This window comes from Streptomyces sp. NBC_01707 (genome assembly GCF_041438805.1).
Taxonomy (GTDB): domain Bacteria; phylum Actinomycetota; class Actinomycetes; order Streptomycetales; family Streptomycetaceae; genus Streptomyces.
In genome coordinates this window covers 3662350-3689202 of record NZ_CP109190.1, presented here as the reverse complement: position 1 = coordinate 3689202, position 26853 = coordinate 3662350, and the positions used below count along the sequence as shown (strand labels likewise).

Sequence of the window (26853 nt, the reverse complement as noted above, 5' to 3'; positions counted from 1 at the left end):
GACCCCGCCCGCCGCGATCGCAGGGGTCCGGCTTTCGACGCGGCGCCGCTCACTTCGTGACGACCGCGCCGTCGACGAGGGTCTTCAGCTGCTCGTCGTACTCCTTCGCCGCCGACTCCGGTGATCCGTCACCCGTGGTCACCTTCTCCATCGCCTCACCGATGGCCGTCGACACCTGCGGGTAGACGGGCAGAGCGGGACGGTAATGGGTGTACTGGACGAGGCCGGTGAAGAACTCGATGCCGGGCATCGACTTCAGATACGCCGGATCCTTCGCCACGTCCTCGCGCACCGCGATCTGCGCACCCACCACATCCCACTTCGACGCGTTCTGCGGGGTCTGCATCGTCTTGACGAACTCCCAGGCCAGATCCGGGTTCTTGGCCTTCTGCGGGATCGCCCAGGTCCAGCCGCCCGACATGGACACCTTCCCGGGCGCCTGGCCGTTCTGGGTGGGCATCGGGGTCTGGGCGAGTTCCGTCTTCCACTCGGGCCACGCCTTCGGGCCTTCGTTGATCCAGTTCTGGCCCATCCAGGAGCCGTCCAGCGAGATGGCCAGCTTGCCCTCGGGGAACCACTCGGTGGCCACGTGCGTACCGACGTTGGGGTCGAGGGCGTCGGACGGATCAGGGCCGAGCTTCTCCCCGTACACCGTCCCCACGAAGCCGAGCGCGTCGCGGAAGCCCTGCCCGCCGGCCACCCACTTCTTGGCGCCGGGGTCGTAGAGCGGGTCGTCGCCGGTCCCGTACAGCAGCATCTCGAAGCCCTGCATCACCGCGGCCTCGCCCGGAGCCTTGCCCGTGTACACGTTCAGCGGGATGACGCCGGGGACCTTCTTCTTGATCGCGCGGGCCGCGTCCAGGACTTCTTCCCAGTTCTTCGGCTGCCAGTCCGTCGGCAGCCCCGCCTTGGCGAAGATCTTCTTGTTGTACCAGAGCCCGCGGGTGTCGGTGCCGTCCGGGACGCCGTACGTCTTGCCGTCCTCGGCCTTCGCGGCGGCCTTGGCCGTGTCCACGAACTGGCTCCAGGTGTCCCACTTCGCGAGATACGCGTCCAGCGGTCGCAGATAGCCGGCCTTGATGTCGGAGTTGATCCGGAAGGTGTCCTCGTAGACCAGATCAGGTGCCGTCTTCGGGGAGCGCATCATCTGCTGCACCTTGGTGGCGTAGTCGTTGTCCGCCGCCTGAATCGGTATCAACTTGATCTTCTTGCCGGGGTGTTCCTTCTCGAACTGCTTCTTCACCGACTCGATATAGGCGTCCTTGAACCGGATCTTGTTGTCCGTGGAACGGTTGTACGCGACCTTCACGGTGTCCGGATCACTGCCGGAACCGGAGGAGCAGGCGGTCAGCGAGCCGGCAGCCAGAACGGCGACTGCGGCGGCGAGGATCAGTGGGGCGGTGGGGCGCACGGGCACGACCTCCTCATAGCCACGGGGGGCTGAGACCGTGACCGTAGGACCGGCCCGTCGACAAGGTCAATCCCCGTGCGGGAAGCGCTTGTTGTGGGCGCGACGTACGGGTGGAAATGCAGCTGGATGTACGGACGGGCGTCAGCACGGCCGGGCGCACCGAAGGGCGTACGGTCAGCGCGTCTCGGCCACCCACCGGTAGTGCAGCTCCGGCCGTCCGATCTGCCCGTACTGCGGACTGCGGACGGCGCGGCCCACCGTCACCAGGTGCTCCAGGTAGCGGCGTGCGGTGATCCGCGAGATGCCCAGCTCCACGCCCGTCGCGGCTGCGGTCACCCCGTTCGGGGAGGCCCGCAGCGCGCGGGTCACCGCCTCCAGCGTCGGGCCGCTCAGCCCCTTGGGCAGTCGGGACGGCTGCGGAGCCCGGAGCGCGCCGAGCGCCCGGTCCACCTCGTCCTGGCCGCTCGCCTCACCGGCCGCCGCGCGGAACTCGGCGTAGCGCATGAGGCGGTCGCGCAGGGTGGCGAAGGTGAACGGCTTCAGCACGTACTGGACGACGCCGAGCGACACCCCTTCCCGGACCACCGCCAGATCACGCGCCGACGTCACGGCGATGACATCCGCCGTGTGCCCGGCGGCGCGCAGCGACCGCAGCAGCTGCAGACCGTGTCCATCGGGCAGATACAGGTCCAGGAGCAGCAGATCGACCTGGGTACGGTCCAGCGCCCGTACCGCCTCCGCGCGCGAATGCGCGACGGCGGCCACGGTGAAGCCCGGGACCCGGCCGACGTACAGCCGGTGGGCGTCGGCGGCCACGGGATCGTCCTCGACGACCAGCACCTGGATCACGGGGTGCGCTCCTTCGGCGTGTGCTGCTGCCTGGGCGAGGGCGACAGCGGGAGCCGGGCGGTGAACTCCGCGCCGCCGTCCGGACCTCCGCTCAGCACGACCGTCCCGCCGGCCCGGTGCACGGCCTGCTGCACGAGGGCCAGCCCGAGCCCACGACCGGCACCGTGCGTCGACCAGCCGCGACGGAACACCTCGGCGGCGACGTCCGGATCGACTCCGGACCCGGTGTCCGCGACCCGCAGCAGCAGCTCACGGTCGTCGGCGAGCGCGGTGACGGTGACCCGCGCACGGCCGGCGCGGCGCGGTGCCGAGCCGCGCTGGGCGGGCACGGCGGCGGAGTCCGCCGCCACCCCGGATCCGGGCACGGTCCCCGCACCGGAGGGGACAACCGCGCCGGGCGGCGGGGCCGTCGCCGCCTCGGACGCCGCATCCACCGCGTTGTCGATCAGATTTCCGAGGATCGTCACCAGATCGCGCTGCGGCAGCGTCGCGGGCAGCGCGCCGTCGTCGATCACGCTGTCGTCCGCGAGCACCAGCTCCACCCCCCGCTCGTTCGCCTGCGCCGCCTTGCCCAGCAACAGCGCCGCCAGCACGGGTTCGGCGACGGCACCGACGACCCGGTCGGTGAGGACCTGTGCCAGCTCCAGCTCCGCCGTCGCGAAGCCGACCGCCTCCTCCACCCGGCCGAGCTCGATCAGCGAGACGACCGTGTGCAGCCGGTTCGCCGCCTCGTGCGCCTGGGAGCGAAGCGCCTGGGTGAACCCGCGCTCCGAGTCCAACTCGCCGGACAGCGCCTGGAGTTCCGTGTGGTCGCGAAGGGTCACGACCGTACCGCGCTGCTCGCCGCCCACCACCGGACGGGTGTTGACCACGATCACCCGGTCCGCCGTCAGATGCAGCTCGTCGACCCGCTCCTCGGAGGCCAGCAGCGCCCCGGTCAGCGGCGCCGGAAGTTCCAGTTCGGCCACCCGGCGCCCGACCGCACCCGGCGGCAGCCCGAGCAGCTCCCGGCCCGCATCGTTGACCAGCGCGATCCTGCGCTGTCCGTCGAGCATCAGCAGCCCCTCGCGCACCGCGTGCAGGGTGGCCTGGTGGTAGTCGTGCATCCGGCTCAGCTCGGCGGCGTTCATTCCGTGCGTGTGGCGCCGAAGCCGGGCGTTGATCACATACGTGCCGATGCCGCCGAGGGTGAGTGCCCCGCCCGCCGCGAGCCCCAGCGCACCGAGCTGCGCCCGCACCTGCGAGGAGACCCGCTCGACCGTGATGCCCGCACTGACCAGGCCGGTGATCCTGCCGCCGTCCCGGACCGGGGTGACGACCCGGATCGAGGGGCCGAGTGTGCCGGTGTACGTCTCCGCGAACGTCTCGCCGCGCAGCGCCCTGGCCGTGTGGCCGAGGAACGTCTCCCCGATCCGGTCCTCGTCGGGGTGGGTCCAGCGGATTCGCTCCGGGCTCATGATCGTGACGAAGGCGATCCCGGTGTCCTTGCGGACCTTCTCGGCGTACGGCTGGAGCACGGCGGTCGGGTCCGGGGTGCGGATCGCCTCCCGTACGGACGGTGAATCGGCCACCGCCAGTGCCGCCGCCCTGACCTGCCGGGTCGCGGTCTCCTCCGCCTGCTCGCTCCCGGAGACGTACGCGAAGAAAGCGCACCCCGCCACCACGGCCGCAACCAGCACGACCTGCATCGCGAAGAGCTGACCGGCCAGGCTGCGGGGACGGGTACGGGGGCGTGGGAGACGCATGCTCACAGTCTGCCTGGCCGAAAACATATGAACTAAATGCACGTAACGGTGACGGCCGTCACACGGGGCGGGATATTCGCCGGGACCCCCAGGGACGGGGGGACGGACAGGGACGAGCCGAGGAGAACCCCGTGGGAGTGCCAGCCGCCAGGCGGGACCGTACGCATTATCTGTATCTCGCCGTGATCGGCGCTGTGGCGCTCGGCATCCTGGTGGGCTTCGTGGCCCCCGGATTCGCCGTCGAGCTGAAGCCGATCGGTACCGGCTTCGTGAACCTCATCAAGATGATGATCTCGCCGATCATCTTCTGCACGATCGTGCTGGGCGTCGGCTCGGTCCGCAAGGCCGCCAAGGTCGGCGCGGTGGGCGGGCTCGCCCTCGGCTACTTCCTGGTGATGTCGACGGTGGCCCTCGCCATCGGCCTGCTCGTCGGCAACATCCTGGAGCCCGGCCAGGGCCTCCACCTCACCGAAGCGGTGCGCGCCGCCGGTGAGAAGCAGGCGGCCGGTGCGAGCGAGTCCACCGTGGACTTCCTGCTGGGGATCATCCCGACGACGATGGTCTCCGCCTTCACCGAGGGCGAAGTGCTCCAGACCCTGCTCGTCGCCCTGCTCGCGGGCTTCGCGCTCCAGGCCATGGGCTCCGTCGGTGAACCGGTCCTGCGCGGCATCGGCCACATCCAGCGACTCGTCTTCCGCGTCCTCGCCATGATCATGTGGGCGGCCCCGGTCGGCGCGTTCGGCGCGATGGCGGCCGTGGTCGGCGAGACCGGCGTCGACGCGCTGAAGTCCCTCGCGATCATCATGGTCGGCTTCTACATCACCTGCGCGATCTTCGTCTTCGTGGTGCTCGGCACGATCCTGCGGGTGGTCGCCGGGGTGAATCTGCTGCTCCTGCTGAAGTACCTGGGCCGCGAGTTCCTGCTGATCCTCTCCACTTCGTCGTCGGAGTCCGCGCTGCCGCGGCTCATCGCGAAGATGGAGCACCTGGGCGTCAGCAAGTCCGTCGCGGGCATCACGGTGCCCACCGGCTACTCGTTCAACCTCGACGGCACCGCCATCTATCTGACGATGTCCTCGCTCTTCATCGCCAACGCGATGGGTGACCCGCTGAGCGCGGGGGAGCAGGTCTCCCTGCTGCTCTTCATGATCGTCGCCTCGAAGGGTGCGGCGGGCGTCACCGGCGCGGGCCTCGCCACTCTGGCGGGCGGCCTGCAGTCCCACCGCCCCGGACTGGTCGACGGCGTCGGCCTGATCGTCGGCATCGACCGCTTCATGAGCGAGGCCCGCGCCCTGACGAACTTCGCGGGCAACGCGGTCGCCACGGTGCTGGTCGGCACCTGGACCAAGGAGATCGACAGGGAACGGGTCGACCAGGTGCTGGCCGGCGCCATCCCGTTCGACGAGAAGACGCTCACCCAGGACGATCCGCACGGTGCGACGGACGTTCCCGAGCCCAGGGACGGCGGGGCGGCGGACGTGACGGCGAAGGTCTAGTCACCTGCACGAGGCGGGGCCGGTACGGGAATGTCCGTACCGGCCCCGCCCATGTGATGCTCCCGCGTCGTCGACGACATGGCGCGGCCGGCGGCGAGCAGGGCACACGCGACGGAAGGCCCTGTCAGTCATCCGTGCAGGGGATCGCGCTCCGCTCCGTCAGCCGAAGGGGATGTGCACGACGGACCGGTTGCCGATGCCGACCGTGCTGGAGCCGTTGCCGATGGCGTTCCAGATCTCCACCCTGACCTTGCCGTTCACCAGATCGCCCTGGCTCCCGGTCGAGGCCATGAGCCCCTTGCCCTGCGTGTAGTGCTCGTAGCCGGGGACGGGGTCGGTGGGGAAGTAGTTGTACGTCTCCGTGCGGTCCCAGGTCCCGTCGCCCGTACGGTCATAGCTCACCCGCACCTGCTGTCCGTTGGCGACGGTCGTCCCAGCGTCGACGAACAGGTCGAACCGGGTGGCCCCGCCGTCGTACGTCCGGGTGATGCCCGAGGCGGTGAAGGTCTGCGGGCTGTGCGGGGTGCCGTCGTAGTTGGCGCCGCCCGCCGAGGCGAGGGTCACGACCGAGCCGGACGCCTCGGCCGCACCGAGACCGCCACCGGAGCGGAGCGCGAGGTCGGAGGAGCCGGACGGCGGGTCGGTCGGGCCCGGGGGATCGGTCGGGTCGGTGCCGCCCCCGCCGCCCCTGGTCCAGACGCCGACGTAGTCGACGAGCATGGGGCGGCCCGGGACGGTCTCCGTGGTGGGGGTGCTGCCGCCCAGCGCGTCGGGGAACGCGCCGCCGATCGCGAGGTTGAGAAGAATGAAATACCCCGCGTGTTCGGTCATGTTGGCCCAGGTGCCGGCGTCCAGCTGGCTCTGGGAGACGGAGTGGAACTGTTGGCCATCCACGTACCAGCGCAGCGCGTTGGGGGTGACGGAGCGGTCCCACTCGAACGTGTACGTGTGGAACGCCGACTGGCAACTGGAGCCGGGGCAGGCCCGGTTGTTGGCGATGCCGCTGGTCTCGTTGCACGGACCGCCCGGGTTGACGCCGCAGTGCAGCACACCCCAGACGGAGTTGATCCCGTTGACGTTCTCCATGATGTCGAACTCGCCTATGCCCGGCCAGTTCCAGTAGTTGCCACGGTACGGGGAGCCGAGCGCCCAGAAGGCGGGCCAGTAGCCGAGCGCCGCGTTCCCGGTGACGTTCGGCATCTGTATCCGGCTCTCGATGCGCAAGGTGCCGCCCGCCGGGGCCTTGAAGTCGGAGCGCGTGGTCTCGACCCGGCCGGAGGTCCAGTTGCCCGCACCGTCCCGAAGCGGCGTGATCCGAAGGTTGCCGTTGCCGTCGAGGCTGAGGTTGTCGGGGCTGGCGGTGTAGTTCTGGATCTCACCCGTGCCCCAGTTGGCGGGGCCGCCCGGGTAGGCGTGGCCGGTGTCGATCAGCCAGTTCGCGGCCGAGGGGAGGGAGCGGTCGGCGCCGTTGAAGTCGTCGCTCCATTTCAGGTCCCAGCCGGGCGCCGGAGGGACGGCGCCGCGTGCGGACCCGGAGCCGAGGACAGTGGCCAGTCCGGCCAGCACCAGGGCCATCACGGTCAGCGCGGCGAGTGCGGTGGTGCGTCTGCGGCGAGTGGAGGTGGGGGAGTGAGCGGGCAGGTGGATGCGGCTCGCGTTCAAGGAACACCTCTCCGGTGGGGGTGGGGGAACGGGACGAGGTACCGGTCTTGAGAGCGCTCTCACGCTTTTTGTAGGTGCACGCGGGAGGGGCGTCAATGGCGATGCGCTCTTAACTTCTTGAATGTAAAAGGCAGTTGAAGGAATGCATGGGGGAGGGGAGCCCCGCGCTTGCCTTGACGTCCGCGTCAACCCTTACGGTCGAAGCATGCGAATCGGGGAGCTGGCCGAGCGGGCCGGGACGACGACGCGGACTCTGCGCTACTACGAGTCACGCGGGCTGCTGCCTGCGCGGCGGGCCGTGAACGGGTACCGCACGTACGACGAGGACGATCTGCGTCTGCTGCAGCAGATCCGGACCCTGCAGGACTTCGGGTTCGACCTGGAGGAGACCCGGCCGTTCGTCGAGTGCCTGCGCGCCGGCCACCCGGCCGGTGACGCCTGCCCCGCCTCGCTCGCCGTCTACCGGCGCAAGCTCGGCGAGCTCGACTCGCTCATCGAGCAGCTCCGGTCGGTCCGCGCCCAGGTGGGCGCAGAGCTCGCGAGGGCCGAGCTGGAGGCCGCTGCCGAGCTTCCAGGCGGCCCGGAACCACGTTGTGAACTGGGAGGATGACAGATGATTCATGCAGAGGGCGTGGCCGAGGTCACCGACGTCACCTTCGACGGTGAGGTGCTGGGGGCCGAGCTCCCGGTACTGGTCGAGTTCACCGCCGACTGGTGCGGACCCTGCCGCCAGCTCGCCCCGGTGCTCAGCGCGATCGCCGCCGAGGAGGCCGGACGCATCAAGATCGTTCAGATCGACGTGGACGCCAACCCGGACATCACGAGCCGCTACGCGGTGCTGTCGATGCCGACCCTGATGGTCTTCCGGTCCGGCGAACCCGTGAAGTCGATGGTCGGGGCCCGGCCCAAGCGCAGGCTCCTGCAGGAACTGGAGGACGTGCTCGAGAAGGTGTGAGCCACGACGCTCAGTAGTTTCCGCCGCCACAGCTGCTGCTGCCACCGCCGCAGCTGTGGTGGTGACCTCCTCCGTCGTACGAGGAACCGTGGGAGCCGTACGAGTCGTGGGAGCTGCCGGATCCGTAGGAGCTGTGGTCACTGCCGATGCCGCCGCTGTCCGGGCTCCGGTCGTCGTCCGGATCCAGCGCCTTTCCGTACTTGATCAGCATCCGGCCCACCGACGGCAGACGGCCCCCGGCCCCGTCCCGACGCCGAAAGCGCCGGCGCTCACCCGGCAGCGCGCTGCGCCCGTCGAACACCACGGCCCCGAGCGCGGCCGATGCCCACAGCTCGCCGGTGCGTATCGCTGCGAGGCGGCGACGGCCCGCCGGGGTCAGCGGACCCCGCGCCGGGCACAGCGCCCGCACGGCCAGACAGCAGAGTGCCACCGCGATGAACGGTGCCGCCTGCCGCAGCCCCTGCGGGACGGCCAAGGCGGCCAGGACCACTGTCCCGCACACCACGACGACCAGGCCACGCGCGGCGTACAGACGGGCCCGGGCGCGTGGCGGGGTCATCAGCAGACCGTACGAGACGAGCCGGTCGCCGATCTCGCGTACGGCCCCGGCCCGCACCGCCCGTACCCGCAGCAGAGTCGGGGTCGTGGAGCCGGAGGTCCGCCACTTCTCGACCACGGCATGCTCCACCGGATGCTCGGGTTCCGTCCACGGCTCGGGCAACCGCAGCCGCCCACCCGATCCGATCACGACGTTGTTGTCACTGCCCCACAGGGTGTGGAGCGCCGCCTCCACCACCCGCTCCGGTCCGCCCGCCAGGAACGCCGCATCGTACGGACCCAACCCGGGCGCGCTCTCCCGGCGCCGCCACGGCAGCAGCCGCCGACCGGAGAGGGCCAGGCAGGCGGTGGCAGCGGCCAGTGCGGTCGCGGCGTCGACGAGCGTGAGTGCGGTCCACATGGCAGCCCCCGGTCCGGACGTGTTCCGGATGAATGTGCGTATGCGAGGGGTATCTCCGTGTGAAGCACGGCCAATCCGAACCAGCCTGATTTCAGAGCTTTTTCTGAGCTTGTTCCGAGCGTGCTTCCCCCGCGCTCGCGGTCCGGGCCGTCGATCGCACGCGAGCGCCCGACTCCGGGCGCGCGTGACTCCGGGGCGATGCCGGCGACGCCGCCTTGCGGCGGGACCCCTCGTCCGGCTGCGCGCCGTGCTCGATGCGACGGGCGCACGCGCCCTGCCGAGCGTCTCCCGGAGACAAACAAAAACCCCGGTCCGAATTGACGGCCGGGGCATTTCTTCGCCTATATTGAATAGTTCCGTGTGTGCATGCGACGCAATACGCGGAGAACTTCAATAAAGGTACCCTATCGCGCCAGGAGCTGAATTGTCAACCGAGGAAATGCGGCAGGAACAGCAATTCGTCTCCCTCGCCCACGAGCGGCTCGACCAGCTCCGGGAAGCGGCCGAAGCCGCCATGCGCACCACGATCGCGCAGCTCAGCACCGGTCGACAGGCGCGGGTGGAGCGCGATATCGGCGTCGCCGAGCACTCCGCCTCACTTGCTTCGCTGAATGCCGCCGGCACGGGACTGTGTTTCGGACGGATCGACAGCCGCGACGGAGTCACTCACCACATCGGGCGCATCGGAATCCGGCGGGACGACGCCGAGCGGACCCCGTTGCTGATCGACTGGCGGGCTCCTGTCGCGCGGCCGTTCTATCTCGCGACCGGATATGAACCGATGGGACTGCGTCGCAGGAGGCACATCACCACGCAGGGGAGCACGGTCACGGGGTTGCACGACGAGATCATGGATCTCGCCGACACCACCCGCACCGGATACGAGTCGCACGACGCCGACGAGGTGCTGCTCGCCGCGCTGAACACTGCCCGCACGGGCCGGATGGGCGACATCGTCTCGACCATCCAGGCCGAACAGGACCACATCATCCGCGCGCCGCAGCGCGGGGTGCTCGTCGTCGAGGGAGGGCCGGGCACCGGGAAGACCGCGGTCGCGCTGCACCGGGCCGCGTATCTGCTGTACGCACACCGCGAGCAGCTCGCCAAGCGGGCCGTGCTGATCGTCGGTCCCAACCCGGCCTTCCTCGGCTACATCGGTGACGTACTGCCCTCGCTCGGTGAGACCGGCGTACTGCTGTCGACGGTCGGCGAACTGTTCCCCGGCGTCCACGCCACCGGCACCGACAGCCCTGCGGCCGCCGCCGTGAAGGGCAGGGCGGACATGGCCGGCGTACTGGCCGAGGCGGTACGGGACCGGCAGCAGGTGCCCGAGAAGGGCGAGCCGATCGTCATCGCGCACGACGACGGGGAACTGATCCTCGACTGGGACATGGCGGTCGAAGCGCGGCACAAGGCACGCGAGACCGGGCTGCCGCACAATCTCGCCCTGCCCACCTTCGCCTTCCGGATCATCGACGATCTCACCACGCAGCTCGCCGACCGCATCGGCGCCGACCCCTACGGCGGCCCGAACTTCCTCGGCCCCGACGACATCGCGCAGCTCGGCAAGGGCATCGCCGCCAGCGCGGAGGTGCACGCCGCCATCACCTCCCTGTGGCCCCCGCTCACCCCGCAGGAGTTCCTCGCCGGCTATCTGGAGGAGCCCACGCATCTCGCCGAGGACGACGCCGAGCTGCTCCGGCGCGCGGAGAAGGCCGCCTGGACACCTGCCGATGTGCCCCTCCTCGACGAGGCCGCCGAGCTCCTCGGTACGGACGACTCCGCCGCCCGGGCCGCCGCCGAGGCCGAGCGGGCCCGCCAGATCGCCTACGCGCAGGGCGTCCTCGACGTCTCGTACGCCTCCCGTACCTACGAGTTCGAGGACAAGGAGGACATCGACGAGGACGCCTCCGAGGTCCTCGCGGCGCACGACATCATCGACGCCGAACGGTTCGCCGAGCGTCAGGAGGAGGCCGACCACCGCAGCGCCGCCGAGCGCGCCGCCGCCGACCGGACCTGGACGTTCGGGCACATCATCGTCGACGAGGCGCAGGAGCTGTCGGCCATGGCCTGGCGGCTGCTGATGCGCCGCAGCCCGACCCGCTCGATGACCCTGGTCGGCGACCCGGCCCAGACCGGCGACCTGGCAGGCTGCGACTCCTGGCAGGAGATCCTCGCGCCGTACGTCCAGGACCGCTGGCAGCTGGCCCGGCTCGGGGTCAACTACCGTACGCCCGCCGAGATCATGGAGTACGCGGCCGAGCGACGCCGGGCCACCGACCCCGCCTTCGAACCTCCGCGCTCCATCCGCTCCACCGGTGCACGGCCCTGGGAGCGCACTCTGCCGCTCGCCGACGTGGCCGGGCTCGCCCGGGCGGAGGCCCCGGCGGATGGCAGGCTCGCGGTCATCGCCCCGCGCGAGCTCCACGCGGAACTCACCGGACTCGGCGACGGGCCGCTGGATCTGCACCGGCCCGTCGTCCTGCTCGACCCACGCCAGGCCAAGGGCCTGGAGTTCGACACGGTTCTCGTCGTCGCGCCCGCGCTGATGACCCCCAACGATCTCTATGTGGCGCTGACCCGGGCCACCCAGCGGCTCGGGATCATCACACCGGCTTCAGCCACACCGTCGCCAGTGGCGGCAGAGTGAACTGGACGCTCGTGCGGTGACCATGGGCGGCGACGGACTCCGGTTTCAGCGGATCCGGGTTGAGGACGTCCCCGCCGCCGAACCGTGCCGCGTCCGTGTTGAGCACCTCCGCCCAGGCGGACACGGACGACGGCACGCCCAGCCGGTACTCGTGGCGGACCACCGGCGAGAAGTTCGACACCGCGAGCAGCGGCGCACCGTCCGCGTCGAAACGAAGGAAGGCGAAGACATTGTCCTCGGCGGCTCCGCCGTCGACCCAGGCGAAGCCCTCGGGGACGGTGTCCCGTTGCCACAGCGCCGGTGTCGCCGTGTACACCGCGTTCAGCTCACGCACCAGGTCCCGGACGCCCCGGTGGTCAGCCTCCGCCGCGTACGAGGGATCGAGCAGCCACCAGTCCGGGCCGTGGCCCTCCGACCACTCGGCGCCCTGGGCGAACTCCTGCCCCATGAACAACAGCTGCTTGCCCGGATGCGCCCACATGAAGCCGAGATACGCCCGGTGGTTGGCGCGCTGCTGCCACCAGTCGCCGGGCATCTTCGACACCAGCGCCCGCTTGCCGTGCACCACCTCGTCGTGCGAGATCGGCAGCACGTAGTTCTCGCTGTAGGCGTACACCATCGAGAAGGTCATCTCGTTGTGGTGGTACTTGCGGTGCACCGGCTCCTTCGAGACGTACTCCAGGGAGTCGTGCATCCAGCCCATGTTCCACTTCAGCCCGAAGCCGAGCCCGCCGAAACCGCCGGGGCCGACATGGTGGGTGGCGCGTGTGACGCCGTCCCAGGCGGTGGACTCCTCGGCGATGGTGACGACGCCGGGATTACGCCGGTACACGGTGGCGTTCATCTCCTGGAGGAAGGCGACAGCATCCAGGTTCTCCCGGCCGCCGTGCTCGTTCGGAGACCATCCCCCGTCCTCGCGCGAGTAGTCGAGGTAGAGCATCGAGGCGACGGCGTCGACCCGCAGCCCGTCGATGTGGAACTCCTCGCACCAGTACGTGGCGTTGGCGACCAGGAAGTTGCGCACCTCCGTGCGGCCGAAGTCGAACTCGAGCGTGCCCCAGTCGGGATGTGCGGCGCGTGCCGGGTCCGAGTGCTCGTACAGCGGGCGGCCGTCGAACTCGGCGAGCGCCCAGTCGTCGCGTGGGAAGTGCGCGGGCACCCAGTCGACGATGACACCGATGCCGGACCGGTGCAGCGCGTCGATCAGATACCGGAAGTCGTCAGGGGTGCCCATGCGCGAGGTCGGGGCGAAGAAGCCGGTGACCTGATAGCCCCAGGAGCCGCCGAAGGGGTGCTCGGAGACAGGCATCAGCTCCACATGTGTGAAACCCAGCTCCCTCACATAGGCGGGAAGTTGCTCGGCGAGCCGGCGGTACGTGAGTCCCGGCCGCCAGGACGGCAGATGTACCTCGTACACGGACAACGGCGCTTCGTGCACGGGAACGTCCCCGCGGTGCGCCATCCACTCCTGGTCCTGCCACTCATGGTGCGAGGCCGTCACTACCGAGGCATTGGCGGGCGGGACCTCGGTGCGGCGGGCCATCGGGTCGGCGCGCACGGTGTGCGTACCGTCCGGGCGGCAGATGTCGAACTTGTAGAGCGCACCCTCGCCGATCGCGGGGAGGAACAGCTCCCAGACACCGCTGGAGCCGAGCGAACGCATCGGGAAGCCCGTGCCGTCCCAGTAGTTGAAGTCCCCGATGATCCGCACACCGCGGGCATTGGGCGCCCAGACGGTGAACCGCGTACCGGCGACACCCTGGTGCTCCATGGGCTGTGCGCCGAGGGCGGTCCACAGCTCCTCGTGCCGTCCCTCGCCGATCAGATGCAGATCGAGATCGCCGAGCGCGGGCAGGAAGCGGTACGGATCATGGACCTCGATCTCGTTGTCCGCGTAGCCGACCAGGAGTTGGTACTCGGGGACGGACGGCACCGGCAGCAGACCGGAGAAGAAGCCGTCGCCGTCGTCGTGCAGCTCGGTCCGCAGCCCCTTGGCGAGCACGGTCACCGATCGCGCGTACGGGCGGAGCACCCGGATCGCCACTCCGCCGCGGACCATGTGCGCGCCGAGCAGGTCGTGCGGGGCATGGTGCTCACCGGCGAGCAGCCGTCCCCGGTCGGCGTCGTCGAGAGCCCGCACCGGCCGGACACCGCGACCGCCGCCACGCCGTGGCCGTGGGGCGGAGGCGTCGGTCCGCTTCTCCGCCGTCTTCTTCCGCTTGGCCGGGGAGGTCGCCGAGCCCACGGGCGCCGAGGGTGCCGCGGCGCCCGTGGGGGCTGAGACTGCCGGCTGGGCCGCTGGGGCCGCTGGGGCCGGCTGGACCGCTGGGGTCGGCTCGGCAGCGGGCGCGGACGGGGTCGTGGTGGGATCGGGCGCTTTGCGGGGCGGCTTGCGGGCGGTCACAGGGACAGCCTCCTCGAGGGGTGTTGGTGAGGCAGGAATCAGGTGGCCCGGGCAGGGAAGAAGCCGCCCGGCCGAAGAAGGCACTCCGCGGGGCATCAGTCGACGGCGGCGGCCAGGCGGTGGATCGCGGCCATCGGGACCGGCAGCCAGTCGGGCCGGTGCCGGGCCTCGTACAGCACCTCGTACACCGCCTTGTCGGTCTCGTGGGCCCGCAACAACTCCGGTTCGCTGCGCGGATCGACGCCCGCGGCCTCCGCGTACCCGTCGCAGTACGCCGCTCGGCAGCGGGCCGCCCACTCGGCGTTCCAGGGCCGGTGCGAGCGGGCCGCGTAGTCGAAGGAGCGGAGCATGCCCGCGATGTCGCGCACCGGCGGCTGCGGACGCCGGCGTTCCAGGAGGGGGCGCGCCGGTTCGCCCTCGAAGTCGATCAGTGACCAGAATCCGTCGGCCGCGCGCAGCGTCTGGCCGAGATGAAGGTCGCCGTGGACGCGCTGTGCGGCCCAGCTGCGGCCCTTGTGACCCAGCGCGGCAACGGCGTCGAACGCGGTGCGCAGCCCGGGGACGTAGGGCACGAGAGCCGGAACGGCTTGGGCGGCCGCCTCCAGCCGCTGCAGCATTCCGGCGGCGAGATGCTCGGTCTGGGCGCTGCCCAGCACGGGTGTCGGCAGGGCGGTGGCGAGCGCCGTGTGCACCTCGGCCGTGGCCCGCCCCAGGGCTCGGGCCTCGCGCGTGAAGTCATGGCCCGAGCCCAGCGCGCGCAGCGCCAGTTGCCAGCCGTCCTCCGCGCCGCGCAGGAACGGCTGGAGAACGCCGAGGGTGAGGGGCTCGGGGGCCGTCGCCTCGAACCAGGCGACGGGTTCCGGCACCCGCCCACAGCCCTCCCGGGAGAGAGCGAGCGGCAGTTCCAGATCCGGGTTGGTGCCGGGGAAGACCCGGCGGAAGATCTTGAAGATGTAGGCGTTGCCGAAAACGAGGGAGGAGTTGGACTGTTCGGTGTCGAGCACGCGGGGGGTGAGCCCGGCAGGGATGGGGGCGGCGCCCCGGTCGAAGCGGAGGGTGCCGAGGGTGCCGGGGGTACGGAGCCGTTCCAGCAGGAGTTCGGCGAGGCGCGGATCGTGCAGCCCCTCGTAGACCGTCCGGCCGGCCAGCGGACCGCCCGCCACATGGCCGATGAGGGCCGGGGCGAGCCGTGGCGGCAGCGTGGACCGTACCCCGAGCAGCATCTGGTAGCAGTCGTCGGGCGACTGGGCGGGCAGGGACGGCTGGTGGACCCGGATCAACAGATGGAGCAGCCCCGGCCCCGTCCCGGGGCCGGTCCCCTGGTCGAGCCCGGTGGCATCGGCGTCCACCGGCAGTATTTCGGTCGCCGAGACAAGGGAGAAGGCCGTGACCGGCCGCCCCTTGCCCGCGAACCACCGCTGCCGGGGCAGCCATTCGTGCAGCAGCGGGGCGAGTGACGGGAGCAGGGCTGTGCTGTTCGCGAGGGCGACCCGAGTGGATGCAGCCTCCGACATGGCATCGCGTCCTTTCCCCGGGCACACCACAGGATGCGAAGAGTGTCCCGGATTGCGGCAATAGCTGTCCGGCTGTGCGGGACGTGTCGGGTCAGGATGGTCCGTACGGACTCGACGTGAGGACCTCGAAAAGGCACGAGGCCCCCGGAAGGACTCCCGAACGACTCCGGGGGAGCCGCCCCGAAGGGCCCCGAAGTTCCGTAACCGCCTGAAGAGCCCTGAAGAACCCCGAAGAGCCCTGAAGAGCCCTGAAGAGCTCGATGTGGGGGAGAGTGCCCCGTGCGGGGCGGCGGAAACCGCCCCGCGGTCAGCGGTGGAAATTGACGCCGTATCAGCTCGGCGGCACGTCCTTCCGCAACCTGAACCAGTAGAAACCGTGCCCGGCGAGAGTCAGCAGGTAGGGCCACTGACCGATCGCAGGGAACCGCACCCCACCGATCAGCTCCACCGGATGACGCCCGTTGAACAACCGCAGATCGAGCTCCGTCGGCTGCGCGAACCGCGAGAAGTTGTGCACGCACAGGACGAGATCGTCCTTGTACTCACGGGTGAAGGCGAGCACGGCGGGGTTCGACGACGGCAGTTCGCTGTACGAGCCGAGTCCGAACGCCCGGTTCTGCTTGCGGATCTCGATCATCCGCCGTGTCCAGTGCAGCAGCGACGACGGCGAGGCCATCGACGCCTCGACATTGGTCACTTGGTAGCCGTAGACCGGGTCCATGATCGTGGGGAGATAGAGGCGGCCCGGATCGCTGGAGGAGAATCCCGCGTTCCGGTCCGGCGTCCACTGCATCGGGGTCCGCACGGCATCCCGGTCGCCCAGCCAGATGTTGTCGCCCATCCCGATCTCGTCCCCGTAGTAGAGAATCGGGGAACCCGGCAAGGACAGGAGCAGTGCCGTGAACAGCTCGATCTGGTTGCGGTCGTTGTCCAGCAGGGGCGCGAGCCGCCGCCGGATGCCGATGTTGGCCCGCATCCGGGGATCCTTGGCGTACTCCGCGTACATGTAGTCGCGCTCTTCGTCCGTGACCATCTCGAGCGTGAGCTCGTCGTGGTTGCGCAGGAAGATTCCCCACTGACAGCCGGACGGGATCTCCGGGGTCTTCGCCAGGATTTCGGAGACCGGGTAGCGGCTCTCGCGCCGTACGGCCATGAAGATCCGCGGCATCACCGGGAAGTGGAAGGCCATATGGCATTCGTCGCCGCCGGCCGGGAAGTCGCCGAAGTAGTCGACGACGTCTTCCGGCCACTGGTTGGCCTCGGCGAGCAGCACGGTGTCCGGGTAGTGCGCGTCGATCTCCTTGCGGAGCCGCTTGAGGAACTGGTGGGTCTCCGGGAGGTTCTCGCAGTTGGTGCCCTCCCGCTGGTAGAGGTACGGCACGGCGTCGACGCGGAAGCCGTCGATCCCGAGGTCCAGCCAGAAGCGGAGTGCGGAGATGATCTCCTCCTGCACCGCCGGGTTCTCGTAGTTGAGATCGGGCTGGTGCGAGAAGAACCGGTGCCAGTAGTACTGCTTGCGCACCGGGTCGAAGGTCCAGTTGGAGGTCTCGGTGTCGACGAAGATGACCCGGGCGTCCTGGAACTGCTTGTCGTCGTCGGCCCAGACGTAGTAGTCGCCGTACGGGCCGTCGGGGTCGCTGCGGGACTGCTGGAACCAGTCGTGCTGATCGCTCGTGTGGTTCATGACGAAGTCGATGATCACGCGCATGCCGCGCTGGTGCGCGGCATCGACGAACTCCACGAAGTCGGCGAGATCGCCGAACTCCGGCAGTACCGCGGTGTAGTCGGAGACGTCGTAGCCGCCGTCGCGCAGCGGCGACTTGAAGAACGGTGGCAGCCAGAGGCAGTCGACGCCGAGCCACTGCAGGTAGTCCAACTTGGCGGTGAGACCCTTGAGGTCGCCGATGCCGTCACCGTTGGAGTCCTGGAAGGACCGGACGAGGACTTCGTAGAAGACTGCGCGCTTGAACCAGTCGGGATCGCGGTCCTTGGCGGGGGTGTCCTCGAACTTGTCGTGGACAGGCTCATTGACGATCATGGTGTGGGTGACCCTCCGGTCGGCGGGGACGGTCGCAGGACGACGACGTGCGCGGGCGTGACGCCCGGCTCTAGGCGCACATAGAAGTTCCTGCCCCAGTGATAGGTGTGGCCGGTGAGCTCGTCGCGCACCGGCACGGTCTCGTGCCAGTCGAGGCCGAGTTGCGGCATGTCCAACGAGACCGTGGCCTCCTGGGTGTGGTGAGGGTCGAGGTTGACGACCACCAGAACGATGTTCGAACCCGAGCGCTTGCTGTACACGATCAGCGCGTCGTTGTCGGCGCCGTGGAAGTGCACGTCGCGCAGCTGCTGCAGGGCGGGGTGGCGGCGCCTGATCCGGTTGAGCGAGGTGATCAGCGGAGCCAGGGAACGGCCCTCGCGCTCCGCCGACTCCCAGTCCCTGGGCCGGATTTCGTACTTCTCCGAGTTCAGGTACTCCTCACTGCCGGCCCGTACCGGGGTGTTCTCGCACAGCTCGTACCCCGCATACACGCCCCAGCTCGGCGAGAGCGTCGCGGCGAGCACGGCCCGGGCCTCGAAGGCCGGGCGCCCGCCGTCCTGGAGATAGCCCGGCAGGATGTCCGGAGTGTTCACGAAGAAGTTGGGCCGCATGTAGGAGGCCGCGTCGCCGGACAGCTCGGTGACGTACTCCGTGAGCTCGTGCTTGGTGTTGCGCCAGGTGAAGTAAGTGTACGACTGCTGGAAACCGACCGTCGCGAGCGTGTGCATCATCGCGGGGCGGGTGAACGCCTCGGCCAGGAAGATCACATCGGGATCGGTGCGATTGATGTCGGCGATCACCTTCTCCCAGAAGACCACCGGCTTGGTGTGCGGATTGTCGACGCGGAAGATCCGTACGCCGTGGTCCATCCAGAACCGGAGGATGCGGAGGGTCTCCGCGACCAGGCCGCGCAGATCCTTGTCGAAGGCGATCGGATAGATGTCCTGATACTTCTTGGGCGGGTTCTCGGCGTAGGCGATGGTGCCGTCCGGGCGGTGGTGGAACCACTCGGGGTGCGCCTCCACCCATGGGTGGTCGGGGGAGCACTGGAGCGCGAAGTCCAGCGCGATCTCCATGCGTAGGGTGCGGGCGGTCTCGACGAAGTGGTCGAAGTCGTCGAGCGTGCCGAGCTCGGGGTGCACCGCGTCGTGCCCGCCCTCGGCCGAACCGATCGCCCACGGCACCCCGACATCGTGAGCGCCGGGGGACAGCGAATTGTTGGGGCCCTTGCGGTGGGTGGTTCCGATGGGGTGGATGGGCGGGAGATAGACGACGTCGAACCCCATGGCGGCGACGGCGGGAAGCCGCTCGGCAGCGGTACGGAACGTGCCGCTGATGACCCTTCCCTGTTGCTCCTCCGCCCTGGCCGAAGCCTTCCCCGCCCGCCCCTTGCTGGCGGCCTTGGTCGCCTTCACCGGCTCCGCCGGTTCGGTCCTGGCCCCCTCGGACCGGGGGAACAGCTCGTACCAGGAACCGAACAGGGCCCGCCGGCGCTCGACGACGAGGGGGAGCGGTCGGGCCGCGGTGACCAGCTCGCGCAGCGGGTGGCGGGCGAGAGCGGCGGTGGCCTCGGGAGCGAGCGCGGCGGCGAGCCGGGCGGCGGCCGGACGGGACTCGTCACGAAGCGCGTCGGCCGCGGCCAGCACCGCCTCGCGTCCGTCCCGTTTGGGCACGCCCTCGGCGGCCCGTTCGTACAGCGCGGCGCCCTCGGCGAGGACGAGCGCGGAGTCGATACCGGCCGGGATCTTGATCTGGGCATGCTGGCGCCAGGTGGTCACCGGATCGCTCCAGGCCTCGACCGTGTACGTCCAGCGCCCTTCGGAATCGGGGGTGACATCGGCGCCCCAGCGGTCGGAGCCGGGGGCGAGCTCGCGCATCGGTGTCCACGGGCCGGTTCGTCCGCTCGGATCCCGCAGAACCGCATTGGCGGCGACCGCGTCATGACCTTCACGGAACACGGTGGCCGTGACCTGGAAGGTCTCACCGGCAACGGCCTTCGCGGGCCTTCTGCCGCAGTCGACGAGCGGGCGGACGTCGAGTACGGGAATACGACCGATCATGGAATCACCTGGGGACTGGAGCTCGGGCTGCACGGGGCGCGGCGAGGCCGGGAAGGGCTGAGCGAGTACGCCGCGACTGTGGGGGTCCGTCCTTTCTAGCTGCTCCGTTGTCGGCTGATGGGGTGTGAGCATGGCCGCTCCTGTCCGCGTTCACTCGAATGGCACTCGAATGGCTGGGGCACGGGTGTGGTGTACGGGTGGGGGCCGGATGCACACCGGTCCCGTACGCACTGCGTACGAGCCGCTGCTGGATCGCAGATGATCCGCATTCGGGCGGTATTCGGGCTGTGTACCGCAGAAGCCTTCCCACCGTTCTCGGGGGGCCAATCCGGTGGTTTGTTAACTACTCGGGCGTAGCTGTGAAGGTCTGAATGCGCCGGGCTCCGTCCCTGATGACGGGCCGGCACGGCCGGCCTCGCCGGTACTCGGGCGGGCCGTGCCGGGCGTCGTCGTGCCCGTCCCATGAGCCGAAACCTCCTCCTCGACGTGGAACTCGCCGCACGGAGTCGCGCCGGTGGTCGGCCGGTCCACCCCCCGACCCCGTACGTGCCACACGGCAGCCTTCCTTGTGGGATGAGGTGCCACAAGGCCACCCGAGGGGGTGGAATCGGCCATAACCCCCGTGGCGGATGTGCAGCGATTTGCTCCGAGAGGGCAGTGATACGGAGGGGATCCATGCCCGCGGGGCGTCGGCCGGGGGCGTGGCCGGGGTGGGCGGCTCACCGGGCGTCGCATGCTGTGAGCCGGTCGCGCGCCGTGGTTTCGCAGTACGGTGCACCGCTACCGTCGAGGGTGACGGAGAGGGCGCACACCGTGGTGCGTCCCCTCGGATTCGTACGTCCCCTGTAAAGGTGGAATACGTGAAGGCCATTCGTCGATTCACCGTGCGCCCCGTCCTCCCCGATCCCCTTCAACCGCTCAGCGACCTCGCCCGCAACCTGCGCTGGTCCTGGCACACCGAGACACGTGAGCTCTTCCAGGCCGTCGCCCCGGAGGGCAGCCGGGCGGCGGACTCCGACCCTGTGGGTCTGCTCGGTACCGTCTCCGCCGGGCGGCTCGCCGAGCTGGCCCGGGACGAGCAGTTCCTGCACCGGCTCAGCGAGGTGTCCGGCGCCCTCCAGGACTATCTGGACGGTCCCAGGTGGTACCAGGAGCAGCAGGCGCAGGGCACGGAACTGCCCGCCGCCGTGGCGTACTTCTCGCCCGAGTTCGGAGTGGCCGCAGCCCTTCCCCAGTACTCCGGCGGACTCGGCATCCTTGCCGGGGACCATCTGAAGGCCGCCAGCGACCTGGGCGTACCCCTCGTCGGGGTGGGGCTGCTCTACCGGCACGGCTACTTCCGCCAGAGCCTGTCACGCGAAGGATGGCAGCAGGAGCACTATCCCGTCCTCGACCCGAACGAACTGCCGCTCACCCTGTTGCGCGAGGCCGACGGAACACCGAGCCAAGTGGTACTGGCCCTCCCCGGCGGCCGCTCGCTCCACGCCCGCATCTGGCAGGCCCAGGTCGGCCGCATCCCGCTGCTCCTGCTCGACTCCGACGTGGAGGAGAACGCGCCCGGCGAGCGCGATGTCACCGACCGGCTGTACGGCGGCGGCAGTGAGCACCGTCTGCTCCAGGAGATGCTGCTCGGCATCGGCGGGGTACGGGCCGTACGGACCTACTGCCGGCTCACCGGGCACCCCGAGCCGGAGGTGTTCCACACCAACGAGGGGCACGCCGGTTTCCTCGGGCTGGAACGCATTCGTGAACTCTCCGGCACCGGGCTGGATTTCGACTCCTCGGTCGAGGCGGTGCGGGCCGGCACGGTCTTCACCACCCACACCCCGGTGCCGGCCGGAATCGACCGCTTCGACCGGGAGCTCGTCGCCCGCCACTTCGGCGACGACGGTGAACTGGCGGGCGTGGGCGTCGAGCGGATCCTGCAACTCGGTATGGAGACCTATCCCGGCGGTGAGCCCGGCCTTTTCAACATGGCGGTCATGGGCCTGCGACTGGCCCAGCGTGCCAACGGTGTCTCCACCCTGCACGGCGCGGTCAGCCGGAAGATGTTCGCGGGGCTGTGGCCGGGATTCGACGCTGCGGAGGTGCCGATCACCTCGGTGACCAACGGCGTGCACGCGCCCACCTGGGTCGCGCCCGAGATCTTCGAACTCCGGGACCGGTACGGGGGAACGCCGGGACGCTGGGACGCGGCGGCCGGGATCCCGGACCGGGAGATCTGGGACCTGCGGCGGAACCTGCGCGAACAGCTGGTGACCGAGGTGCGCAAGAGGCTCTCCGCCTCGTGGCGGACACGGGGCGCCGAGCCGGCCGAACTCGGCTGGATCGACGGTGTGCTGGACCCGGACGTACTGACCATCGGCTTCGCCCGCCGCGTGCCCTCGTACAAGCGGCTGACCCTGATGCTGCGCGACCGTCACCGGCTGATGGAACTGCTGCTCCACCCGACCCGGCCGATTCAGATCGTCGTCGCGGGCAAGGCACACCCTGCCGACGACAGCGGCAAGCGGCTGGTCCAGGAGCTGGTGCGGTTCTCCGACGACCCCAGGGTCCGCCATCGCATCGTCTTCCTGCCCGACTACGGGATGGCGATGGCACAGAAGCTCTACCCGGGCTGCGACGTCTGGCTCAACAACCCGCTGCGCCCGCTGGAGGCGTGCGGGACGAGCGGGATGAAGGCCGCCCTCAACGGCTGTCTCAATCTGTCGGTGCTCGACGGCTGGTGGGACGAGTGGTTCGAACCGGACTTCGGTTGGGCGATCCCGACCGCGGACGGGTCCGCCATGGACGAGGACCGGCGCGACGAGCTGGAGGCGAATGCTCTCTACGAACTGATCGAGGAGCGGGTCGCACCACGCTTCTACGACCGGGGCGCCGAAGGGCTGCCCGAACGCTGGGTGGAGATGGTCCGTCGCACGGTGGGCTCGCTCGGGCCCAAGGTTCTGGCGGGACGCATGGTGCGTGAGTACGTGGAGCGGTTGTACGCACCGGCCGCGCAGGCCCACCGCTCCCTGGACGCCGCCACGGCGCGGGAACTCGCGGACTGGAAGGCCCGGGTCCGTGCGGCCTGGCCGCGGGTCGCCGTCGATCACGTGGAGGCCGTGGCGCCGAGCGCCGCGGGCAGCTCGGCCGAGCTGGGGTCCACGCTGGCGCTGCGGGTCCGGATCGCCCTCGGAGCACTGGAGCCGGACGATGTGGAGGTGCAGGCGGTGGCCGGGCGGGTCGACTCCGCCGACGCGATCTCGGACACCCAGGTCTTCCCGCTGAAGCCGACCGGCGGTCAGGACCTGGAGGGCCGCTGGTTGTACGAGGGCCCGCTCGCCCTCGACCGCACCGGGCCCTACGGCTACACCGTGCGGGTACTTCCGGCCCACCCGTTGCTCGCGACCAGCGCGGAACTGGGCCTGGTCGCCCTGCCGACGGAAGCGACGGGAGACGGTGCGGGCGTACTGATGCGCTGATGACCCGACCCCTGGGGCCCGGCACCCGCGTGGTGCCGGGCTCCTTCGTTCTCTGAACGCAATGCCTTGACGTGTCCATGGGATGCATTTAGGTTCCTCACTCATTGCAGAGTTCACAACTCGACTCGATGTTCATATCTGTGAACTTAACTGCTCCCGAAGAGAGTTGCTGAACCTCCTCCGCACCGGAAGGCACCCCACATGCGTACCGGATCCATCGGGCGCGGCCTCGGCCTCGCCACAGCACTGGCCGCCCTGCTCACCGCGGTCTTCATGGCCCCGGCCTCGGCGAACAGAGCCGCACCCGCCGACGGCCCGCAAGCGGTGAAGGCCGACACGGCCGCGGCCCCGGCCTCCTTCACCCACCCCGGCGTCCTCGTCAGCCGCCCCCAGCTCGACTTCGTCCGCGGCAAGGTGCAGGCCGGAGCCCAGCCCTGGAAGAGCGCGTACGACCAGATGCTGGCCAGCAAGTACGCCTCGCTCACCCGCACCGCAAAGCCGCGCGCCATCGTGGAGTGCGGCTCGTACTCCAACCCCAACTACGGCTGCACCGACGAACGCGAAGACGCGATAGCCGCCTACACCCTCGCGCTGGCCTGGTACATCACTCAGGACAGCCGCTACGCCCAGAAGTCCATCGAGATCATGGACGCCTGGTCGGCCGTGATCCAGGACCACACCAACAGCAACGCCCCGCTTCAGACCGGCTGGGCCGGCTCCTCCTGGCCCCGGGCCGCCGAGATCATCAAGTACACGTACAGCAGCTGGCCGAACTCCGGCCGCTTCGCCACCATGCTGCGCAACGTCTACCTCCCCAAGGTCATCAACGGCTCCAACAGCAACGGGAACTGGGAACTGAGCATGACCGAGGCCGCGATCGGCATCGCGGTCTTCCTCGAGGACCGCACCGCATACGACAAGGCCGTCACGAAGTTCCGCGGACGTGTCCCCGCGTACATCTACATCGCCGCCGACGGCGCCCTGCCGAAGACCGCACCGGGCAGCGGCCTCGACACGCGCGACAAGATCATCGGCTACTGGCAGGGACAGTCCACCTTCATGGACGGTCTCTCCCAGGAGACCTGCCGCGATCTCACCCACACCGGCTACGGCATCTCCGCCATCTCCCACATCGCCGAGACAAGCCGTATCCAGGGCCAGGACCTCTACCCCGAGATCGCGGAGCGCCTGCGCCACGCACTGGGCCTGCATGCCAAGTACCAGCTGGGTGCTGCAGTCCCGTCGACGCTGTGCGGCGGCACGCTCAAGGACAACCTCGGTCCGATCACCGAGGTGGGATTCAACGCCCTGCACAACCGGATGGGCATCGCCATGACCAACACCCAGACCCTCACCGAACAGCAGAGGCCGGCCGGATCGAACAACCTGTTCGTCGCCTGGGAGACGCTGACGCACGCGAACAACCCCAACTGACCCGCATCCAGGAGCAAGCCGCTCCGTGGAACGGCGAAACCGCCCGGGAGGAAGGAGAGTTCCTCCCGGGCGGTTCCGCTCATCGACTGCCCTGAACGTGCCGCTCGGTTCAGAAGGTCAGCTTGAAGCTGTTGATCGTGCCGGTGTCCTGCGAGGCGACGTCCTGGACCTTCAGCTTCCAGGTGCCGTTGGCGACCTCGGACGACGCGTTGACGGTGTAGGTCGTCTGGACGTTGTCCGCCGAGTCGCTGCCCGAGGAGTTCTTCAGCCGGTAGGCCGTGCCGTCCGGGGCCACGAGGTCGATGACGAGGTCACCGCGCCAGGTGTGGGTGATGTCCACCCCGACCTGGAGGGTGCTGGGCGCGTTGCCCGTGACGCCGGTGACGTTGACCGAGCTGGTGACGGCCGCGCCGTTGTCCGGGATGGCGACGTGGGTGGTGTTCTGGAAGACGGTGCCGGTGCCTCCGCCACCGGAGCGCGAGCCGACGTTGACGCCGGCCCAGGCGTCGGCCACCGCCTTGTACTCGGCGCTGGTCGTGCCGTACAGCTCACCGGCCGCGGCGAGGGTGCCGGTTCGGGCCGCCGCGTAGTTCGTCGTGGAGCTGAACTTGGTGGTGAGCGCCTTGAACCAGATCAGTGCGGCCTTGTCGCGGCCGATGCCGGTGACCGGCAGGCCGTCGGACGTCGGGGAGTTGTACGAGACGCCGTTGATGGTCTTGGCGCCGCTGCCCTCGGAGAGGAGGTAGAAGAAGTGGTTCGCGGGACCTGAGGAGTAGTGGACGTCCACTCCGCCGATGCCGGAGTACCAGGCGTCCTTGGACGCACCGTCCTTGCTCGGCTTGTCCATGTAGCGCAGCGGGGTGCCGTCGCCGTTGATGTCGATCTTCTCGCCGACCAGGTAGTCACCCTTGTCGGTGGCGTTGTTGGAGTAGAACTCGACCGCGGCGGCCATGATGTCGCTGGTCGCCTCGTTGAGACCACCGGACTCGCCGCTGTAGACCAGGCCGGCGGTGGCGGAGGTGACACCGTGCGTCATCTCGTGCGCGGCCACGTCCAGTGAGGTCAGCGGTGCGGCGTTGCCGCTGCCGTCCCCGTAGGTCATGCAGAAGCAGCTGTCGTCCCAGAAGGCGTTGACGTAGTTGTTGCCGTAGTGGACGCGGGAGTACGCGCCGACGCCGTCGCCCCGGATACCGGTGCGGCCCTGCACGTTCTTGTAGTAGTCCCAGGTCTCGGCCGCGCCGTAGTGCGCGTCCGCCGCCGCCGTCTCGACGTTCGTCGGACTTCCGTTGCCCCAGACGTCGTCGGAGCCGGAGAAGAGCGTCCCGGTGCCGGACGTGCCGTGGTTCAGGTTGTACGTCTTGTGGTTGCCGCGCGTCGTGTCGGTCAGCGTGTACGACGGTGCGGTACCGAGCGTGACCTGGCCGCTGTACTGGGTGTTGCCGGTGCCGGTCTCGATGGCCTGCCACTCGTAGAGCTTCGCCCCGGTGGACGCGTCGGTGATGACGTGCAGCTCGTTGGGGGTGCCGTCGTCCTGGAGCCCGCCGACGACGGTCTCGTAGGCGAGCTGCGGCTTGCCCTGGGCCATCCAGACCACCTTGCGCGGTGCCCGGTCGGCGACGGTCTTCTTGGAGCCGGCGGCCTTGGCCGCACCGAGAGCCTGCGACTCGGCCTTGGCCGGGGCGACATCGGCGGCGGTGCCGACGGCCTTCAGCTGTGCGGAGGAGGCCTTGGACGCCTTCGTGACGCTCTCGGTCTCACCTGCCTTGGACTCCTGGACGACCAGGTCCCCACCGAGGACCGGAAGTCCGTCGAAGGTCCGCTCGTAACGCGTGTGCGTGGTGCCGTCGTTGTCCTGGACGACATCGCGGACGACGAGCTTCTCCTGAGAGCCGAGACCGAGCTCCTTGGCCGTGGCCGCCTTGCTCGCGTTGGCCTCGCGGATCAGCTCGGCGCGCTGGGAGGGAGAGAGCTGCTTGGCCAGTGCCCCGTGATTGACACGGGTCGCGGCCGGGGCGGCAGCGGCACCGTCGGGCGCGGCAGCTGCCGTGCCCGTCTGGATTCCGGCGGCGAGGAGGGCTGCTGCGGCTATCAGAGCGCCGGTCGCGGTGGCGCGACGGCTGGGCGTGGATCTCACGCGGACTCCTTCTGCGAGGGGGGTACCGGCGGCTGGGTGAGCCGTCCGGGCAGAGCAAGCAGTGCGCAGAACGGGGGAA

At 69.6% G+C, this 26853-nt stretch carries 16 protein-coding genes; 6 read left to right on the top strand and 10 right to left on the bottom strand.

Annotated elements, in window-relative coordinates; translation table 11 throughout:
* Positions 1-49: 49 nt before the first annotated feature.
* The 3 genes from OG963_RS16490 to OG963_RS16480 form a co-directional block, all read right to left on the bottom strand.
* Positions 50-1411, bottom strand: a complete 1362-nt coding sequence (locus OG963_RS16490; protein ID WP_093772483.1) for an ABC transporter substrate-binding protein — start codon at positions 1409-1411, stop codon at positions 50-52.
* Between the two features lie 174 nt (positions 1412-1585).
* On the bottom strand, positions 1586-2260 hold the full coding sequence (locus tag OG963_RS16485; RefSeq protein WP_093772481.1) for a response regulator: 675 nt from the start codon (positions 2258-2260) through the stop codon (positions 1586-1588).
* Positions 2257-4005: an ATP-binding protein gene (locus OG963_RS16480; protein ID WP_371799198.1), complete on the bottom strand. Its 1749-nt coding sequence runs from the start codon at positions 4003-4005 to the stop codon at positions 2257-2259. The genes OG963_RS16485 and OG963_RS16480 overlap by 4 nt, the downstream gene beginning before the upstream one ends.
* Before the next feature lie 131 nt (positions 4006-4136).
* On the opposite strand from OG963_RS16480, the gene OG963_RS16475 reads away from it, so the two are divergent.
* A complete protein-coding gene (locus OG963_RS16475) occupies positions 4137-5501 on the top strand; it encodes a cation:dicarboxylate symporter family transporter (RefSeq protein WP_093772477.1) in 1365 nt (454 codons plus the stop codon).
* Positions 5502-5660: 159 nt separating this feature from the next.
* Here OG963_RS16475 and OG963_RS16470 read toward each other — a convergent pair whose 3' ends face one another.
* Positions 5661-7076, bottom strand: coding sequence for a family 16 glycosylhydrolase (locus tag OG963_RS16470; RefSeq protein ID WP_093773341.1), 1416 nt, complete (start codon positions 7074-7076; stop codon positions 5661-5663).
* 292 nt (positions 7077-7368) lie between these two features.
* Here OG963_RS16470 and OG963_RS16465 point away from each other — a divergent pair, with 292 nt between their 5' ends.
* Together OG963_RS16465 and trxA are read left to right on the top strand one after the other, a co-directional pair.
* On the top strand, positions 7369-7773 hold the full coding sequence (locus OG963_RS16465) for a MerR family transcriptional regulator (RefSeq protein ID WP_093772475.1): 405 nt from the start codon (positions 7369-7371) through the stop codon (positions 7771-7773).
* Positions 7774-7776: 3 nt separating this feature from the next.
* The gene (gene trxA, locus OG963_RS16460; protein WP_030931101.1) at positions 7777-8118 is read left to right on the top strand and encodes a thioredoxin; all 342 of its coding nucleotides are present in this window, start codon (positions 7777-7779) and stop codon (positions 8116-8118) included.
* A gap of 10 nt (positions 8119-8128) precedes the next feature.
* Here the strand turns inward: trxA and OG963_RS16455 are convergent, their stop codons facing one another.
* Positions 8129-9076: a TIGR04222 domain-containing membrane protein gene (locus OG963_RS16455; protein WP_371799197.1), complete on the bottom strand. Its 948-nt coding sequence runs from the start codon at positions 9074-9076 to the stop codon at positions 8129-8131.
* Between the two features lie 439 nt (positions 9077-9515).
* Between OG963_RS16455 and OG963_RS16450 the strand changes: the two genes are divergently transcribed.
* Positions 9516-11726 carry a UvrD-helicase domain-containing protein gene (locus tag OG963_RS16450; RefSeq protein WP_093772469.1) on the top strand — a complete coding sequence of 737 codons (2211 nt, stop codon included), beginning with the start codon at positions 9516-9518 and terminating at the stop codon, positions 11724-11726.
* On the opposite strand, the gene glgB is transcribed toward OG963_RS16450, so the two are convergent.
* The 4 genes from glgB to OG963_RS16430 form a co-directional block, all read right to left on the bottom strand.
* Complete coding sequence (glgB, locus tag OG963_RS16445) at positions 11683-14130, bottom strand: 1,4-alpha-glucan branching enzyme (RefSeq protein ID WP_093929361.1); 2448 nt, start codon at positions 14128-14130, stop codon at positions 11683-11685. The genes OG963_RS16450 and glgB overlap by 44 nt on opposite strands.
* A 95-nt stretch (positions 14131-14225) precedes the next feature.
* Positions 14226-15644 carry a phosphotransferase gene (locus OG963_RS16440; RefSeq protein ID WP_093772465.1) on the bottom strand — a complete coding sequence of 473 codons (1419 nt, stop codon included), beginning with the start codon at positions 15642-15644 and terminating at the stop codon, positions 14226-14228.
* A 331-nt stretch (positions 15645-15975) separates the two neighbouring features.
* Positions 15976-17682 (bottom strand): maltose alpha-D-glucosyltransferase, encoded by a 1707-nt coding sequence (gene treS, locus OG963_RS16435; RefSeq protein ID WP_093772463.1) that lies wholly within the window; start codon positions 17680-17682, stop codon positions 15976-15978.
* Positions 17679-19742 (bottom strand): alpha-1,4-glucan--maltose-1-phosphate maltosyltransferase, encoded by a 2064-nt coding sequence (locus OG963_RS16430; protein WP_319738671.1) that lies wholly within the window; start codon positions 19740-19742, stop codon positions 17679-17681. The genes treS and OG963_RS16430 overlap by 4 nt, the downstream gene beginning before the upstream one ends.
* 860 nt (positions 19743-20602) lie before the next feature.
* Between OG963_RS16430 and glgP the strand changes: the two genes are divergently transcribed.
* Positions 20603-23206: an alpha-glucan family phosphorylase gene (gene glgP / locus OG963_RS16425; protein WP_177309197.1), complete on the top strand. Its 2604-nt coding sequence runs from the start codon at positions 20603-20605 to the stop codon at positions 23204-23206.
* A 201-nt stretch (positions 23207-23407) separates the two neighbouring features.
* Positions 23408-24640 (top strand): alginate lyase family protein, encoded by a 1233-nt coding sequence (locus tag OG963_RS16420; protein ID WP_093929359.1) that lies wholly within the window; start codon positions 23408-23410, stop codon positions 24638-24640.
* 109 nt (positions 24641-24749) lie between these two features.
* Here the strand turns inward: OG963_RS16420 and OG963_RS16415 are convergent, their stop codons facing one another.
* On the bottom strand, positions 24750-26774 hold the full coding sequence (locus OG963_RS16415; protein WP_319325931.1) for a M4 family metallopeptidase: 2025 nt from the start codon (positions 26772-26774) through the stop codon (positions 24750-24752).
* Between the last annotated feature and the right edge of the window lie 79 nt (positions 26775-26853).